The organism is Rathayibacter sp. AY2B9 (genome assembly GCF_002931595.1).
GTDB lineage: Bacteria > Actinomycetota > Actinomycetes > Actinomycetales > Microbacteriaceae > Rathayibacter.
On the sequence record NZ_PSUB01000004.1, the window covers coordinates 43654 to 59267 of the forward strand.

Below are 15614 nucleotides of genomic sequence, written 5' to 3' on the forward strand. Positions count from 1 at the left end.
TGTGCTGTCCCCCGAACCCGTCCTCCGGGCCGAGAGAAGGAGCTGAGCGTGGCCGAGCGCGCCGGTACCGCGACCGGCGACATGCTGAGGCTGTTCGCCGACGGTCGACCGCGCACCCGCGCCGAGCTGGTCGAGGAGACGGGTCTCGCGCGGACCGCGGTGATGACGCGCCTGGAGCAGTTCTTCGAGCTCGGACTGATCGCGCACCTCGACCGCGCTCCGTCGACCGGGGGCCGCCCGTCCGCGCGCCTCGTCTTCGACCCGGCCGTCCGCTCGCTCCTGGCCATCGACCTGGGCGCGGCGCACTCGACCATCGCGCTGACCGACTTCGACGGCCGCATCATCGCCGAGCGCCGCGAGGAGCTCGACATCGCGCAGGGCCCCGTGGCGGTGCTCGGGCACGCGCTCGACGTCTGCGACGGGATCCTCGCCGCGGCCGGGGTCGACCGCACCGCCCTCGCGGGCATCGGGGTCGGCGTGCCCGGCCCGGTGGAGCACGCGAGCGGCCGCCCGGTGCGCCCGCCGATCATGCCCGGCTGGGACGGCTTCGACATCCCCGCCTTCGTGCGCCGGCGCTACGACACCACGGTGCTCGTCGACAACGACGTGAACCTGCTGGCGCTCGGCGAGCGGGCCTCGCGGTTCCCGCACGCCCTCGACCTGATGTTCGTGAAGGTCGGCACCGGCATCGGCGCGGGCATCGTCTCGTCCGGGCTGCTCCAGCGCGGAGCCCTCGGCTCCGCGGGTGATCTCGGCCACGTCCAGGTGCCGCGCACGGCCCCGGCCGCGGCGGGCGGTCAGGAGGGGGACCTCGAGGCGGTCGCGGGCGGCTCCGCTCTGGCCGCCGGGCTCGCCCGGGCGGGCCGCGACGTGCAGTCGGTGCGCGAGCTGATCGACCTGCTGAAGGCGCGCGATCCCGAGGCCGTCGAGGCGGCGCGGATCGCGGGACTCCAGCTCGGCGAGGTGCTGGCCACCTGCGTGAGCCTGCTGAACCCCTCCGTCATCGTGCTGGGCGGCGCGGTCGCCCTCGCCAGCCCGGAGATCCTGACGGCCGTGCGCTCGGTGATCGACGAGCGCTCCCTCCCCCTCGCGACGCAGCGGCTCGACGTGGTGACCGCCGAGCTGGGCGGCAGCGGGGGCGTGCGCGGTGCCGCGCTGATGCTGCGCGGGCACCTGCTCAGCCCCGCCGTAGTGGACGGCTTCCTCGAGCAGCTGCGCGCCGAGGGGCGGGCGGTCCGCTAGAGCGGCGGCCGCGGGCTCGGAGGCGGCGGGCCGCGCCGGCGCGATCCCCCGCGGACCGCGTCGGCCGCACCCGGTCAGGAGCGGACCTCCGCGCGGTCGGCGTCCTCCGGCTGGGCGCCGAGAGCGGCGGCGACGGCGGCGTCGATGCGCGCCTGCTCCCCCGCGGCCCGGCGGCGGCGGCGGACGACGGTCAGCACGATGAGCCCGATGAGCAGGGCGAGGAGGAGCACGGCGCTCCACGGCACGGCCGCGGCCGAGGTCTCGGCGGTGGCGACCGGCACGTCGGGGACGACGACGGCGGAGTCGGCCTGCGCGGCCTGGTCGGCGGTGACGACGGTGCCCGAGAGCGCGGCGCGGGCGGTCGCGACGAAGAGCGGCCAGACTCCGGCGACGGTCACGGTGCGCGAGACGGAGGTTCCGGGGAGGAGCTCGGGCAGCGGCTCCGGGTCGGTCGCGGACACCGGCGCGAGGCCGAAGAGGCCGGCGACGCTGATCTCGGCGCCCGGCGCGATGCGGGTGTTGCCCGCGTTGGTCACGGTGTAGTCGACGGTCGCGGAGCCGGGGGCGAAGGGGTTCCAGCCGCCCTCGTACGAGACGGCGAGGCCGTCGATCGACAGGCGCGGGGCGAGCTCGCCGCCGACGCGGAGGTACATGCGCGAGCCCAGGCGCCGGTCGACCGAGACTCCGGTCTCACCCTGCACCAGGATCGAGGAGACGACGCCCGCGGCGTAGTCGCCCGGGGTCACGTCGTCGGGGACGACGACCTCGAAGGGGACCTGCACGCTCTCGCCGGCGGGCACGGTGACCTCGGGCTCGGGGAACGCGATCCAGCTGCCGAGCTGCGTCGAGGGCTCCGCGGCGGGGAGCAGGTCGAGCTGGCCGGCCTCGGTGATGAAGCCGTCGGAGCCGTAGACGCGGAACGTCTGCTCCTCGTCGTCGTAGTTGGAGACGATCAGGGCGTCGCTGAGGCGTCCGCCGGGATCGAGGGCGTAGGCGTAGTTCGGCCGCTCGCTGCCCTGCTCGGTGTCGGCGGGGCGCACCCCCCAGGTGACCGGCGTGGAGGCGGGGTCCGCCTCCTGGGCACCCGCCTGAGCCGAGAGGCCGCCGGCTGCGAGGAGCGTCATCAGCAGCAGGGCGGCGGTGGTGCGGGAGGTGCGTGGCATGAGCGACATCGATCAGGCTTCCGTTGCAAGGGGGGGATGCCTCCCCGCGGGACGCCGCTCCGGTACGCGGCACGCCGAGCGGGGCGGACCGGAGTGGCGTCTCGCGGAGAGACGGGGGGAGGGTGGGGCGGCCCGGAGGCCGCCCCACCGGTGCTAGCCGAGCGCGGTGAGCGTCAGCGTCGCGGTGTAGGTGCCGGTTCCGACCGAGAGCGGGAGCTTCAGGTCGAGGTCGGCGCCCAGGACCGAGGATCCGGTCGGGTGCTGCGCCGCGGCGGAGCCGAGGACGCGGGGCGTGGCGAGGCCGTTGCCCGAGTCGAACCCGGAGGGGACGGCAGCGCCGGCGACGGCACCGCCCGTGTTCTCCAGGACCTCGGGGGTCCAGCCGAGGTGCTTGCCCGAGAACGTCTTCTCGCCGGAGCGGAAGTCGCTCAGCTGGCCGGTGACCGACCAGGCCGGGCCGTTGAGGCGGGTGTCGGTCACGCGGACCGGCACGAGCTCACCGGAGGCGGCGAAGTGGTCGCCCTGCTCCTCGGCGACACCGAGGTTCACCAGGTTGCTGGTGCCCTCGAGCGTCCAGGTCAGCTCGCCCTTGTTGGCCTCGGGGACGATGACGGCCACGGCCTGGTCGCCGGCCGCCGCAGCGCCCGCCGCCGTTCCCGTGAAGGTGCCGTCGACTCCGGCGGCGGTGTTGCCCGCACCGAAGTTGACCGCCGGCGCGTTGTCGGCGAGCGCGATGCGCCCGCCGACCGTCGAGCCCGCGAGCTGGACGTTGCCGGAGTTGCCCGAGAGCGTGAGGTTCCCGCCCACCGTGTTGCCGAGGGCCGAGGCCGAGCCGTCCTCGTTCGCGCCCAGGAGGACGCCGCGCGAGGAGCCGGTGACGGCGAGCGAGCCGCCGACGATGGCGCCCTGCACGTTCACGCCGAAGTCGCTGCCGGCGAAGGTGGCGTCGCCGCCGACGCTGGTGCGGTCGACGTCGACGTAGTTCGCCGCGTCGGTGCTGACCGAGCCGTCGACCGAGAGGTCGCTGAACTCGACGTCGATCCCGCCGGCCTCGACCATGCCGCCGACCGTGAGGTCGCGCAGGTAGAGGAAGCCGTTGCGGCTGCCGTCCGAGAACGACACGACGTCTCCGCCGACGCTGGTGCCGTCGATCGAGATGCCGTACGCGTCGGTGCCGATCACGTCGCCGCCGATGGTCGCCGAGGTGGCGTCCAGCCAGGCGTCGTCGCCGACGATGACGTTGCCGGTGACGGTCACGTTGCCGAGCACGCAGGTCTGGCCTGCGCCGACGTTGAGGTCTCCGGTGATCGTCTGGTTCCCGAGCTCGGTGGTGCAGTCCGTCGTCGCCGCGAAGGCGGACGGTGCGGCGACCATCGCGAGGGAGGCGGCCGCGAGGACCGCCGTGGGCGTCTTCCACTTCATGGGGGTTCTCCTCGGTGCGCTCGTGCGCGTCGTGCTGGTGGTGGTGCTGTCGGTGCGGCGCGCGCGGCGCGAGGTGCGCTCAGCCACGGAGCGCAGCGATCGCGGAGTAGCTGCGGGAAGCGGCCTCGAGGGAGTTCCCCGTGCTCGGCGGCGTCGCCAGCGTGGGAGCGGTGTCCTGCTCCCAGACGCCGAAGCGCTGGCCGCGGTCGCGCAGCTCCGAGAGGAACGCCTGGTAGGGCAGGTTGCCCGCGCCGAACTCGACGATGTCGTAGCCGTTGGTGTTGGCGTTGTTCGTCTTGCCGTCCTTGAGGTGCAGGATCGGGTAGCGGCGCGGGTTGCGCTTGATGTAGTCGAGCGGCTCGAAGCCCGGGTAGAGCTTCTTGCCGACGTACGCCCAGTAGACGTCCATCTCGAGGTACACGTGACGCGGGTCGGTGTTGTCGTAGAAGAGGTCGTACAGGCGGGTCTTGGGGTCGTCCGTGGCGAACCCGAACTCACCGGCGTGGTTGTGCTGGTAGAGCTTCATGCCCGCGGCCGAGACCTGCTGGCCCCACTTGTTCCACTCCTCCGCCGCGGCGAGGTAGCCCGCCTTGGTGTTGACGTTGGTGGGCGCGTTGCCGGTGCCGAGGTGCGGCGTGCCGAGGATCTGCGCGATCTCGATCTGCTTGCCCAGCTCCGAGCGGAGGAGGTTGGTGCCGACGTGCGAGCCGACGGCGCGGAGGCCGTTGTCGTCGAGCAGCTGGCGGATCTGCTGCGGGGTGATCGCCCCGACGTTGCCCTGGGTGTACCCGGCGAACTCGATCTCGCTGTAGCCGATGCGGCCGAGCTCCTCGAAGACGGCCCGGAAGCCGAGCGACGAGACCTTGTCGCGGACGCTGAAGAGCTGGATGCCGATGCGGTTGATCGGGACCAGGCGCGTGGATCCGGACGAGGGCGCGGGGGCGGCCGTGGCGGGCGCCGCGAGGGCTCCCGCTCCGACGCCGACCGCGACGGTCGATGCGGCCAGGGCCGTCATCAGCGAGCGCCGGCTCATCGGCTTGGCCGTGATGGATGCGTGGTGGTGGTGCATCATTTCTCCTTCGAAATGGCAGATGGTGCAGGGGGTGGGGGGCCGGCCGGCCCGGTCGAGCCGGCCGGCCCCTGCGCGGTGGCTACTGCTGGACGGTCAGGTTCAGCAGCGCCGACGCGGCGTTGGTGTCCGCCGTGGCGGTGTGGGTGACGGTCAGCTTGTAGCTGCCCGCCGCGAGCTTCGGGAGCGTCACCACGACGTGCCCGTTCTCGTCGAGGGTCCCGGTGAGCATCGCGACGGTGGAGAGGTTCCTCTTCACCATCACGCTCACCTGACCGGTGCCGGCGACACCCGTCGAGGACTTCGCGTCGACCGTGACCTGCGCGCTGGCGCCCGGCTTGACCGGGTTGGGCGAGACGGTCGCGGTGAGCTCCGAGGCGGCCTTCGAGACGATCAGGCGGGCGGTGCCCTCCGAGGCCTTGAAGGTGGCGTCCGAGCCGTACGCCGCACGGAGGGTGTGGGTGCCGGCGCCGAGGGTCTTCGGCAGGGCGAAGGTCGCCTTGCCGTCCTTCAGCGTCGCGCGGCCCAGCTCGGTGGCGCCCTCGTAGAGGACGACCTCTCCGCCGGGGTTCCCACCCTGACCGGTGACCGCGACGGTCGCCTCGCCGGGTGCCCCGAAGGTCACGCGGGGAGCCGAGAGCGCCACGGTGGTGGTCGACGCGGCGGTCGGGGCGTTCGCCGCGGCCAGGTCGATCGTGAACTTCACCGTGCCGACCGCCGAGACGTTGCCGCCGGTGTCGGTGGCGCGGTACTGGATCGTCCGGGCGCCGTTCGTGGTGAACGGGACCGTGTACGCGCCGTTGACGGCGCGGACCGTGGTCCACGTCGTGCCGTTGTCGGCGGAGTACTGGACGGTGGAGATCGCTCCGTTGTCCGTGGCGGTGAGGCCGAGGGTCACGGGCTTGTTGTAGACGCCGCCGACGCCCGCGGGCGCTGCCGGGTCGAGGGTCGCCGCGACGGTCGGAGCCGTCTTGTCACCGGCGCCGGCACCCTGGAAGGTGAGGGAGTCGAGCGACAGGCCGCTGGGCGAGGTCACGTAGAGCGAGCCGGTGCCGCGGGGGACGTTGGTGCCGAAGGGGACGAGGACGTCCTTCCAGCCGGCTCCCGCGGGGATGGTCGCCGTTCCGAAGGGCGCTGCGTCGGCAGCGTTCCAGCGGAGGTCGACGGTGCCCTCACCGGTGGCGCGGACCACGACGCCGGTCAGGTTGGCGAAGTTCACCGGGTCCCAGCGCAGGAAGGATCCCGCACCGAGTCCGCTGACGGCGTTGCCGCCGCTGGCGGTGGTGTCCGCGTAGGGCAGGACGCCCTCACGGGCGGCGTGCTCCGCCTCCTGCGTCTTCGGGTTCAGCCGCAGCGTCGCCTCGGCCGCAGCCGGGGGCAGGCCGTTGAAGCCGCCGTCCGTGTAGGTCACGACGACGGTGCCGTACAGCAGCGCGCCGGGGCCGTGCTCGGGTGAGTCCTTGGACGTCGGGAACGCTCCCTTGGCACCGGTGCCGGTGACCTCGGGGTGGGCGTGCTCGTCATGGCCGAGGCCGTAGGTCCAGCCCACGCGGCTGCTGACGATCTGGTCGCCGTCCTCAGCGTCCTTGCCGGTCACCTGGTAGGGGATCGCGTCGCCCCAGCTGAAGAACGAGCCGTTGCCGGGCGTCTGGATCTGGATCTGCGGCGCCTGGTTGCCGACCGAGATGACCCGCGAGGTCAGGCTGAACTTGCCCTTGGCGTCGGTGACGCGCAGACGGGCCGTGAACTGTCCGAGCTCGGTGTAGGTCTTCTTGACGGTCACTCCGGTGGCGTCGAAGGTGCCGTCGCCGTCGAAGTCCCAGTCGTAGGTGAGCGCGTCGCCCTCGGGGTCGGTCGATCCCTTGGCGTCGAACGTGACCTCGAGCGGGGTCTGCGAGGCGGACAGGGGGGTCGCGGTGAAGCGGGCCTGCGGCGCCTTGTTGCCCTCGGCGTAGTCGATCCGGTACAGGCCCGCGTCGGGGTTGGCGCGGAAGAATCCGTCGCCGTACTCGATCACGTACATCGACCCGTCGGGGCCGAACTCCATGTCCATCGGGTTGTCGTGGATCGGCTGCGCGGCCTGGCTGAGCGCCGCGTTGGGGAGGAAGTCCTCGATGTGCGTGACCGCGCGGTCCTCATCGAGCGTGAACGCCGCGATGTAGTCCTGCGAGAACTCGCCGAAGAAGGTCTTCTTGTCCCAGTACTCCGGGAACTTCGACGTCGAGGTGTTCTCCGCGTCGAAGTGGTACACCGGTCCGCCCATGGGGCCCTGGCCGGTGCTGGTCCCGAAGTTGACGAGCTCGTCGAACGGCTGGTCGCCGGGGTTGTCGCCGTAGTAGACGGTCGCCGCCTTGGCGTCCGGGATGTCGACGAGGCCGGTGTTCCAGCGCGAGTTGTTCTTCAGGTTCTCCGGGTCGAAGAAGCCGCGGGGCGTCGACGTCTCGAAGTTCCACTCGTTGTACGGCGCGTTGGGTCCGTGGACGTAGGGCCAGCCGGAGTTGTGCGGCTCGTCCAGTCCGGTCGCGTTCCACTCGACGAGGCCCATCGGGCCGCGGACGCCGTCGGCCGCAGCGGCCTTCGTGGCGTCGGGGCCGTAGTCGCCCCAGGAGAGGGTGTTCGTCTCGGCGTCGACGTCGATCTTGAACGGGTTGCGGACGCCCATCACGAAGATCTCGGGGCGGGTCTTCTCGGTTCCCACCGGGAAGAGGTTGCCCTCGGGGATCGTGTACGAGCCGTCCTCCTGCACGGTGATCCGGAGGATCTTGCCGCGGAGGTCGTTCGTGTTGCCGGCGCCGCGACGCGAGTCGAAGCCCGGGTTCATGCGGGGCGCGTCGTTGTTCGGCGCGAAGCCCGCGGCACCCGGAGCGCTCGCCGGCGTGTTGTCGCCGGTGGAGAGGTACAGGTTGCCGTCGGCGTCCCAGTCGAAGTCGGCACCCACGTGGCAGCACTGCCCGCGCTGGGTCTCGATGTCGATGATCTTCTGCTCGCTCGCGAGGTCGAGGCCCGAGCCGGTCCACTTGAACCGGGAGAGGCGGTTGATGCCCTTCCACTGGTCCCAGTAGCTGTCGGTCGCGCCCTCGGGCAGCATGTTCGGAGCCGCGCCGGTCGGGGTGTTCCCGGGGGGCGCGTAGACGAGGTAGACCCACTTGTTCTCGGCGAAGTCGGGGTCGATGCCGACGGACTGCAGCCCGTCCTCCGAGTTCTGGTACACGGGGATCGTGTTGACGACACGGGTGGTGCCGGTCTTGGGGTCGGTGTGGCGGATCTCGCCGTTCCGAGCGGTGTGGAGGACCGACTTGTCCGGGAGGACGGCCAGGTCGAGGGGCTCGCCGACGTTCTTCGTCAGCAGGACCTTCTCGTAGTTGCTCCAGTCGAGAGCGGATGCTCCGCCCTCGGAACCGTGGTCCACTCCGTCGTGGGCCGAGGCGGGCAGGCCGAGGGCGGTGAGTCCGGAGACCGTCACCATCCCGGCGATGCCGAGTGCGAGAAGACGCCTGATGCTTCTTCTCGAGGATCGCTTACCATTCATGCGTGATGTGATTCCTTCAATGAGGTGTTCATCGCAGAGGCCGGGTCCGTCGCTGTCCGCACGACTGAGCGGATCCGGTCTCCTCCTGTCCGGCCCTGGGGCCGGTGTCTTGCACTCCTCCTCCTCTCGCGGATGCCGGTGGCGCTGCGCTGCGGGTCGTCAGTGATCCCGGGGCGACGCCGAGGTGGGGGTCGGCGCGGGATGGTTCCCGCGCCGACCCGGGCTGGTGGGGCCGATCAGGACTCGAAGGCCGAGGGCAGGTACTCGGAGACGTTGTCCTTGGTGACGACCGGCGCGAAGAGCTGGATCTGGCGGGGGACGCCGAGCGAGCTGGTGTCGGCCATCGACTTGTTCTGCTCGACGAGGCGGGCGAGCTTGATGCCGTCCGCGGCCTGGGTCGAGGGGTAGACGACCGTGGCCTTGACGACGGAGTCGTCGGCCTCGATCGCACGCATCACGTTGGCCGATCCGGCGCCGCCGACGAAGAGGAACTCGTCGCGTCCGGCGGTGTCGATCGCCGCGAGGACGCCGACGCCCTGGTCGTCGTCGTGGTTCCAGATGGCGTCGATCTTCGGCGCGGCCTGGAGGAGGTTGGCCGCGGCCTGCTCTCCGCCCTGGACGGTGAAGTCGGCGGCGACGCGGTTGTCCACGTCGAGTCCGCAGCCCTCGAGCGCGTCCGAGAAGCCCTGGCTGCGCTCCTGAGTCAGCGGGAGGGAGTCGATGCCGGCGATCTCGGCGACGACGGCGTCGGGGTTGTCGCCGAGCTCCTCGCAGATGTAGGTGCCGGCGCTGACGCCCATGCCGTAGTTGTCGCCGAGGATGGTCGATCGGGCGGCGAAGGGGCTGGAGAACTCGCGGTCCACGTTGATGACGGTGATGCCCGCCTCCATCGCCTGGGTGGCGACCTGCGTGAGCGCCGCTCCGTCGATCGGCAGGAGCACGATCGCGTCGACGCCGTCGTTGATGAAGGTCTCGACCTGGCTGATCTGGAGGTTGACGTCGTTGGTGCCCTCCGCGGTGCGGAGCTCCACGTCGTCGTACTTCTCGGCCTCGGCGATGGCGGCGCGGCTGACCGCGCCCATCCAGCCGTGGTCGGCGGCGGGAGCGGTGAAGCCGATGACGACGTTGTCGCCGGAGGCGTCGTTGTCCGAGGCGGCCACGGCGGCGGCGGTCCCGCCGGAGGCGGCGTTGCCGGTCTCGACCGGGGCGTTCGAGATGCAGCCGGTGAGCATCAGCGCGACGGCGCCGAAGGCGACGCCGGCCGAGCCGAGTCGGGCGGTGCGGGAGAGGCGGCTGCGGGTGAAGGGGCGTGCGGGCATGGAAGTGATCTCCTTCGATCGATCCGAGGGGTCCGAGGGCACACGTGTCCTGCGGAGAGGTGACCTGAGTGGTCGGGTGGGTTGCTGTGTGTGGAGGAGCGGGGCCGGAGCCCCGGGGTCAGGACTTCCTGCCGCGGGCGGCGAACCGCTGCTGCAGCAGGACGGCGGCGACGATGATCGCGCCCTTCGCGACGGCCTGAGTCGAGGTCGACATGTTGTTCTGCGTGAACACGTTGGTCAGGGTCGTGAAGATGAGGACGCCGAACACGGTGCCGACGATGGTGCCGCGGCCGCCGGCCAGCAGCGTGCCTCCGACGACGACCGCCGCGATGGCGTCGAGCTCGTAGAGGAGGCCGTTGGTCGAGCTGCCGGCGGTGGTGCGGGCGAGCATCATGACGGCGGCGATGCCGGCGGTGAGCCCGGCGAGGCCGTAGACGTACATGGTGTGGCGGCGGACCTTGATGCCGGCGAGGCGGGCCGCCTCGGGGTTGCCGCCGACCGCGATGGTGCGGCGGCCGAAGGTGGTGCGGTTGAGCAGGATCCAGCCGGCGACGGCGACGACCACGAAGATCAGCACGAGCACCGGGATGCCGAGCACGTCGGCGCGGAAGAAGTCGAGGAACGGCGTGACCGTGACGACCTGCGTCTGGCGGTTCGAGATCAGCTCGGCGAAGCCGCGGGCGGCGACGAGCATCGCCAGGGTCGCCATGAAGGCGACGACCCGGCCGTAGGCGATCAGCGCGCCGTTGATCAGGCCGCAGACGAGGCCGACGACGACCGCGGTGAGCACGATCACCAGCCAGGAGGTGTTGGCCGCGTAGTACTGGGTCGAGACCGTGCTCGCCCAGACCGTCGCGAGCCCCATCACGGAGCCGACCGAGAGGTCGATGCCGCCGGAGGTGATGACGAACGTCATGCCGATGCTCAGCACGCCGATGACGGCGGCGAGGCGGAGGATCGTGAGCACGTTGTCGACGCTGGCGAAGCGCTCCCCCGCGGTCGCGAATCCGACGATGCAGAGGATCACCAGCGCGAGCAGCAGCCCGACGTTGCGGCCGAGGGAGCCCTGCATGAGGCGGGCCATCCCGGAGCGGGAGTCCTTCGAGGGCACGCCCCCGGAGGAGCCTCCCGTCGCGGCCGACGCGTGACGGGCGGCGTCCTCCTGCGGACCGCCGATCGACGGCGACGCGGTGTCGAGCTGTCCGCTCACGCTGCACTTCCTTCCATGACGAGATCGAGCACGCGGTGCTCGTCGATCGAATCGGCCGGGCCCTCGTGGACCACGGCGCCGTCGGAGATCACGAGCACTCGGTCGGAGAGTCCGAGGACCTCGCCGATCTCGCTGGAGACCACGAGCACGGCGGCGCCGTTGGTCGCGAGGTCCCTGATCAGGGTGTAGATCTCGGCCCGTGCGCCGACGTCGACCCCGCGGGTCGGCTCGTCGAGCAGCAGGACGCGGCAGCCGCGCACGAGCCAGCGGGCGAGGAGCGCCTTCTGCTGGTTGCCTCCGGAGAGGGTGCGGGCGTCGCGGTCGACCCCGGAGGGCCGCAGGTCGAGGGAGACCGCCTGCTCGGCCGCCGCCGCGCGCTCGGAGCGCTCGTCGAGGAAGCCGCGCTTGGCGAAGCGGTCGAAGGTCGAGAGGGTGATGTTGCGGTAGACCGGCTCGTCCAGGAGCAGGCCCTGGCTCTTGCGCTCCTCCGGGCAGAGGCCGATGCCGGCGTCGACCGCCGAGGTGACGGATCCGGCGCGCAGGCGCTTGCCCGCCACGCTGACCGTCCCGGTGCTGGCGCGGCGCGCCCCGTAGATGGTCTCGAGGATCTCGGAGCGGCCGGAGCCGACCAGCCCCGCGAGGCCGACGACCTCGCCGGCGCGGATCTCGAGGGAGACGTCCGAGAAGGAGCCCTGCAGGCCCAGCTTCTCGACCTTCAGCAGCGTCTCGGCCTCGACGTCGAGCTCCTGGCGGTCCGGGAAGACGTACTCGACGGCGCGACCGGTCATCAGGGTGATGAGCTGCGAGGTGGGGGTGTCGGCGACCGCGAGGTTCTGCGCGACGGTGGCGCCGTCCTTGATCACGGTGATCCGGTCGCCGATGGCGCGGATCTCGTCGAGGCGGTGCGAGATGTAGACGATGGCGACGCCGGAGGCGGTGAGCTGGCGCACCACGTGGAAGAGGTTCTCCACCTCCTCGGAGTCGAGCACCGCGGAGGGCTCGTCCATGATGATGACCCGCGCGTCGTGCGAGAGGGCGCGGGCCATCTGCACGATCTGCTTGCCGGCGGCGGAGAGCGTGCCGACCTCGCGGTTCGGCGAGATCTCGGAGTGGCCGAGGCGCTCCATCAGCTCGCGGGTGATCCTCGTGGCCTTCGCCCGGGCGGTGAAGCCGCCGCGGGAGAGCTCGTGGCCGAGGAAGATGTTCTCGGCGACGGAGAGGCCGTCGACGACGTCGAGCTCCTGGTACATCGTCGCGATGCCCAGGGCGAGGGCCGCCGTCGGGGACGGGATCGTGACGACGTTCCCGTCGACGAGGATCTCGCCCTCGGTGGGCTGGTGGGCCCCGGCGAGGGTCTTGATGAGGGTGGACTTGCCGGCGCCGTTCTGGCCGAGGAGGCAGTGCACCTCACCGGGTCGGACATCGAGGTCGACGCCGTCGAGAGCACGGGCGCCGGGGAAGACCTTCACGATGCCGCGCATCTGCAGAAGCAGCTGCTGAGACTCGTCGGAGGTGCGGGGAAGAGGCTGTGCAGCAGTGCTGCGGGGGTCTGCGGTGACCATGCGGATGAAGCTACTTCCACTTACGTCGCGGGTCAAGCAAAAGTTCTGAACCGATTCGAAGGCGGTTCGGGTGATCGCCCAGTCGCCCGGAGGGCTTCCTGCTACCGCGTCAGGGCAGGGATCCGCGGGATTACGCGACATCTGACGGCGGCTGTTGAGACATTCCGTCCGTGATAGAGCGCTCTCCGAACCCTATGAACGTGCTCATGTCCGTGCAGCCCGGGCGCGTCGCCCCGGGGGCGGCCTCGCCGAGCGCGGTAGCGCCCGCGCCCCGACCCGTGGCAGGGTCGTACGGCCGACGAAAGGACGACGATGTCGAACGACCGAGCCCTGCGCGTCGCGATGGTGGGGACCGCCTTCATGGGCCGCACCCACTCGCACGCCTGGCGCACCGCCTCCCGCTTCTTCCCCCTCCCCCTCCGCCCCGAGCTCGCCGTGCTCGTGGGGAGCAACCCCGACTCGACCGCCGAGCGCGCCGAGCGGCTGGGCTGGAGCGAGGCCTCCACCGACTGGCGGGCCGTCATCGCCCGCGACGACATCGACCTCGTCGACATCTGCACCCCGGGCGACACCCACGCCGAGATCGCCATCGCGGCCCTCGAGGCCGGCAAGCACGTGCTGTGCGAGAAGCCCCTCGCCAACTCCGTCGAGGAGGCGGAGCGGATGGTCGCCGCGGCCGCCGCCTCCGGGAAGGTGGCGATGTGCGGCTTCAGCTACCGCCGCACCCCGGCCCTCGCCCTCGCGAAGCGCTTCATCGAGGAGGGCCGCCTCGGCGACATCCGCCACGTGCGCGCCCAGTACCTGCAGGACTGGCTGTCCGACTCCGAGGCGCCGCTGACCTGGCGCCTGCAGAAGGAGCGCGCCGGCTCGGGCGCCCTCGGCGACATCGGCGCGCACAGCATCGACACCGCCCAGTGGCTGACCGGCCGCGGCATCACCTCGGTCTCGGCGACGCTGCGCACCTTCACCACCGAGCGCCCCGTGCTCAGCGAGCAGGTGGGCCTCGGCGGCCGCGCCGGTGCCGACGCCCCGCGCGGCGCCGTGACCGTCGACGACGCCGCGGCCTTCACCGCCTCCTTCGAGGGCGGCGCCCTGGGCGTCTTCGAGGCGACCCGCGTCGCGACCGGCCGCCGCAACGCCAACCGGATCGAGGTGAACGGCGAGCTCGGCTCGATCGCGTTCGACTTCGAGCGGATGAACGAGCTCGAGTACTACGACGCCCGCGACCCCGAGGAGGCGCAGGGCTTCCGGCGCATCCAGGTCACCGAGCCGGCGCACCCGTACATGTCGGCCTGGTGGCCGACCGGGCACGGCATCGGCTACGAGCACCTCTTCACCCACCAGGTCGTCGACCTCGTCGAGGCGATCGCCGGCGGCACGGCGGTCACGCCCACGTTCGCCGACGCCCTCGACGTGCAGCGCGTCCTCGACGCGGTCGCCACCAGCGCGGGCGCGTCGTCCGTCTCCACGCCGGTCGCCCGCTGACCCGACCGTCCCCTCCCCGCGAGATGCCGCTCCGGTACGCCTCCCCCGGCGTGTCGCGTGCCGAAGCGGCGTCTCACGGAAGGGGGCGGCGGGCGCGGGGAGTCACACTCGGCGCCGCGCGCCGATCCTGCGCCATAATGCGCCTATGAGCAAGAAGATTGACGCTGCGCATCGCGCACTGGTAGAGGCCCTCGACAAGCACGCCCGACTCGTCTCGGACAAGGAGTCGAAGCCGCGGAAGGTCGAACGGGCCGGAGCCGAGCTCCGCGCCGCGACGAAGGCGTACGCCGCGCTCGTGTCCGCGCGCACCGGCGCCGCGAGCCCCTTCGCCGATCTGGCCGACCCCCGCCTGGACAAGCCGACCATCGCGTCGCTCCGGGCCGAGCGCGACGCGATCGCGAAGCGGATCGCCAAGCACGAGGCGTCGGCGGGCGAGGACGGCGCGCTCGCGAGCTGAGCGTCCGGCGCGGCGCGGTCAGGCGCTGAGCAGCCGTCACAGCGCGATCCCGCGGTGAGCGCGCGCCTCCTCTGCCTCCGAGTCGCCGTGTTACGCGCGGGTTCCGCGCGGGTCCGACCGCCTTCGTAAGGTGATCCCCGGGATCCGCGCAGTCGCGGCGCCGAGCGACCGGAGGCCGGTCGCAGCGCCGGCGGTGACCAGCACCGCCCGGTCGGCGCCGAGTGCCCGGATCCTCTCCACGGAAGGATCCCCACAGCCATGACCCTGCGCACCCGACTCCTCGCGACCTCCGCGATCGCCGCCTCCGCCGCCCTCCTCCTCGCCGGCTGCTCCGGCGCGGGCGGCGGCGACGACACCGTCCGCATCGGCGTGGTCGGCGCGAGCGACCCCTACTGGGCCACCTACGAGAAGGCCGCCGCCGCCGCCGGGATCGACGTCGAGATCGTCGACTTCAGCGACTACAACCAGCCCAACCCCGCCCTCACCGAGGGCGAGATCGACCTCAACCAGTTCCAGCACATCGCCTACCTGGCGCAGTACAACACCTCGGCCGACGCCGACCTCGTGCCGATCGGCGCGACCGCGATCTACCCGCTCGGCCTCTACTCCTCGCAGTACGACGACGTCGCGGACATCCCCGCCGGCTCCACCGTCGCGATCCCCAACGACGAGACCAATCAGGCGCGCGCGCTGCTGGTGCTGCAGTCGGCCGGGCTCGTCGAGCTGAAGGACGGCGGCGGAGTGCTCTCGAACGTCGACGACGTCGAGTCCTCCTCGAAGGTGGAGGTCACCGCGCTCGAGGCCTCCCTCACCCCGACGTCGCTCCCGGACGTGGCCGCCGCGATCATCAACAACGACTTCATCGAGAACGCGGGCCTCAAGGCCTCGGACGCGATCGCCCAGGACGACCCGAGCGACCCCGCCTCCCTGCTCTACACGAACATCTTCGCCGCCCGGGCCGACGACGCCGAGAACGAGACCTACACGAAGCTCGTCTCGATCTACCAGGACAGCCAGGACGTGCTCGACGGCGTCTCGGAGCAGTCCGGCGGCACCGCGGTCTTCCTGAAGACCCCCGCCTCCGAGCTGGAGACCTCGCTCGAGTCCGCCGAGACCGACATCTCCGCCGCCTCCTGACTCCGGCACCCGCGGCACC

11 protein-coding genes are annotated in these 15614 nt (G+C 71.7%); 4 read left to right on the plus strand and 7 right to left on the minus strand.

The features are described from left to right. The first annotated feature begins 48 nt into the window (after positions 1-48). Positions 49-1242: an ROK family protein gene (locus C5C25_RS05495; RefSeq protein WP_258062157.1), complete on the plus strand. Its 1194-nt coding sequence runs from the start codon at positions 49-51 to the stop codon at positions 1240-1242. 74 nt (positions 1243-1316) lie between these two features. On the opposite strand, the gene C5C25_RS05500 is transcribed toward C5C25_RS05495, so the two are convergent. The 7 genes from C5C25_RS05500 to C5C25_RS05530 form a co-directional block, all read right to left on the minus strand. Beyond that, positions 1317-2405, minus strand: coding sequence for a hypothetical protein (locus C5C25_RS05500; RefSeq protein ID WP_146076959.1), 1089 nt, complete (start codon positions 2403-2405; stop codon positions 1317-1319). 153 nt (positions 2406-2558) lie between these two features. Next, entirely contained in the window at positions 2559-3827 is a 1269-nt protein-coding gene (locus C5C25_RS05505; RefSeq protein WP_104226600.1) for a hypothetical protein, read from the minus strand. A gap of 79 nt (positions 3828-3906) precedes the next feature. Continuing rightward, positions 3907-4896, minus strand: a complete 990-nt coding sequence (locus C5C25_RS05510) for a sugar phosphate isomerase/epimerase (RefSeq protein ID WP_219813837.1) — start codon at positions 4894-4896, stop codon at positions 3907-3909. An 82-nt stretch (positions 4897-4978) separates the two neighbouring features. After that, positions 4979-8425, minus strand: a complete 3447-nt coding sequence (locus C5C25_RS05515) for a PQQ-dependent sugar dehydrogenase (RefSeq protein ID WP_146079431.1) — start codon at positions 8423-8425, stop codon at positions 4979-4981. Between the two features lie 236 nt (positions 8426-8661). Continuing rightward, positions 8662-9744, minus strand: a complete 1083-nt coding sequence (locus C5C25_RS05520) for a substrate-binding domain-containing protein (RefSeq protein ID WP_104222461.1) — start codon at positions 9742-9744, stop codon at positions 8662-8664. Between the two features lie 118 nt (positions 9745-9862). After that, complete coding sequence (locus tag C5C25_RS05525; protein WP_104222491.1) at positions 9863-10828, minus strand: ABC transporter permease; 966 nt, start codon at positions 10826-10828, stop codon at positions 9863-9865. A gap of 122 nt (positions 10829-10950) precedes the next feature. Continuing rightward, complete coding sequence (locus C5C25_RS05530) at positions 10951-12435, minus strand: sugar ABC transporter ATP-binding protein (protein ID WP_219812904.1); 1485 nt, start codon at positions 12433-12435, stop codon at positions 10951-10953. Between the two features lie 393 nt (positions 12436-12828). Here C5C25_RS05530 and C5C25_RS05535 point away from each other — a divergent pair, with 393 nt between their 5' ends. The 3 genes from C5C25_RS05535 (at position 12829) to C5C25_RS05545 (ending at position 15595) form a co-directional block, all read left to right on the plus strand. Next, positions 12829-14001, plus strand: coding sequence for a Gfo/Idh/MocA family protein (locus C5C25_RS05535; RefSeq protein ID WP_104233530.1), 1173 nt, complete (start codon positions 12829-12831; stop codon positions 13999-14001). A gap of 145 nt (positions 14002-14146) precedes the next feature. Further along, entirely contained in the window at positions 14147-14458 is a 312-nt protein-coding gene (locus C5C25_RS05540; RefSeq protein WP_104222458.1) for a hypothetical protein, read from the plus strand. 258 nt (positions 14459-14716) lie between these two features. Continuing rightward, positions 14717-15595, plus strand: coding sequence for a MetQ/NlpA family ABC transporter substrate-binding protein (locus C5C25_RS05545; RefSeq protein ID WP_104249983.1), 879 nt, complete (start codon positions 14717-14719; stop codon positions 15593-15595). Positions 15596-15614: the final 19 nt, after the last annotated feature.

Coding starts and splice junctions, on each gene's coding strand:
- C5C25_RS05500 (WP_146076959.1), bottom strand. CDS start 2,405: ATGCCACGCACCTCCCGCACCACCGCCGCCCTGCTGCTGATGACGCTC.
- C5C25_RS05505 (WP_104226600.1), bottom strand. CDS start 3,827: ATGAAGTGGAAGACGCCCACGGCGGTCCTCGCGGCCGCCTCCCTCGCG.
- C5C25_RS05510 (WP_219813837.1), bottom strand. CDS start 4,896: ATGCACCACCACCACGCATCCATCACGGCCAAGCCGATGAGCCGGCGC.
- C5C25_RS05515 (WP_146079431.1), bottom strand. CDS start 8,425: ATGAATGGTAAGCGATCCTCGAGAAGAAGCATCAGGCGTCTTCTCGCA.
- C5C25_RS05520 (WP_104222461.1), bottom strand. CDS start 9,744: ATGCCCGCACGCCCCTTCACCCGCAGCCGCCTCTCCCGCACCGCCCGA.
- C5C25_RS05525 (WP_104222491.1), bottom strand. CDS start 10,828: ATGGCCCGCCTCATGCAGGGCTCCCTCGGCCGCAACGTCGGGCTGCTG.
- C5C25_RS05530 (WP_219812904.1), bottom strand. CDS start 12,435: ATGCGCGGCATCGTGAAGGTCTTCCCCGGCGCCCGTGCTCTCGACGGC.
- C5C25_RS05535 (WP_104233530.1), top strand. CDS start 12,829: ATGTCGAACGACCGAGCCCTGCGCGTCGCGATGGTGGGGACCGCCTTC.
- C5C25_RS05540 (WP_104222458.1), top strand. CDS start 14,147: ATGAGCAAGAAGATTGACGCTGCGCATCGCGCACTGGTAGAGGCCCTC.
- C5C25_RS05545 (WP_104249983.1), top strand. CDS start 14,717: ATGACCCTGCGCACCCGACTCCTCGCGACCTCCGCGATCGCCGCCTCC.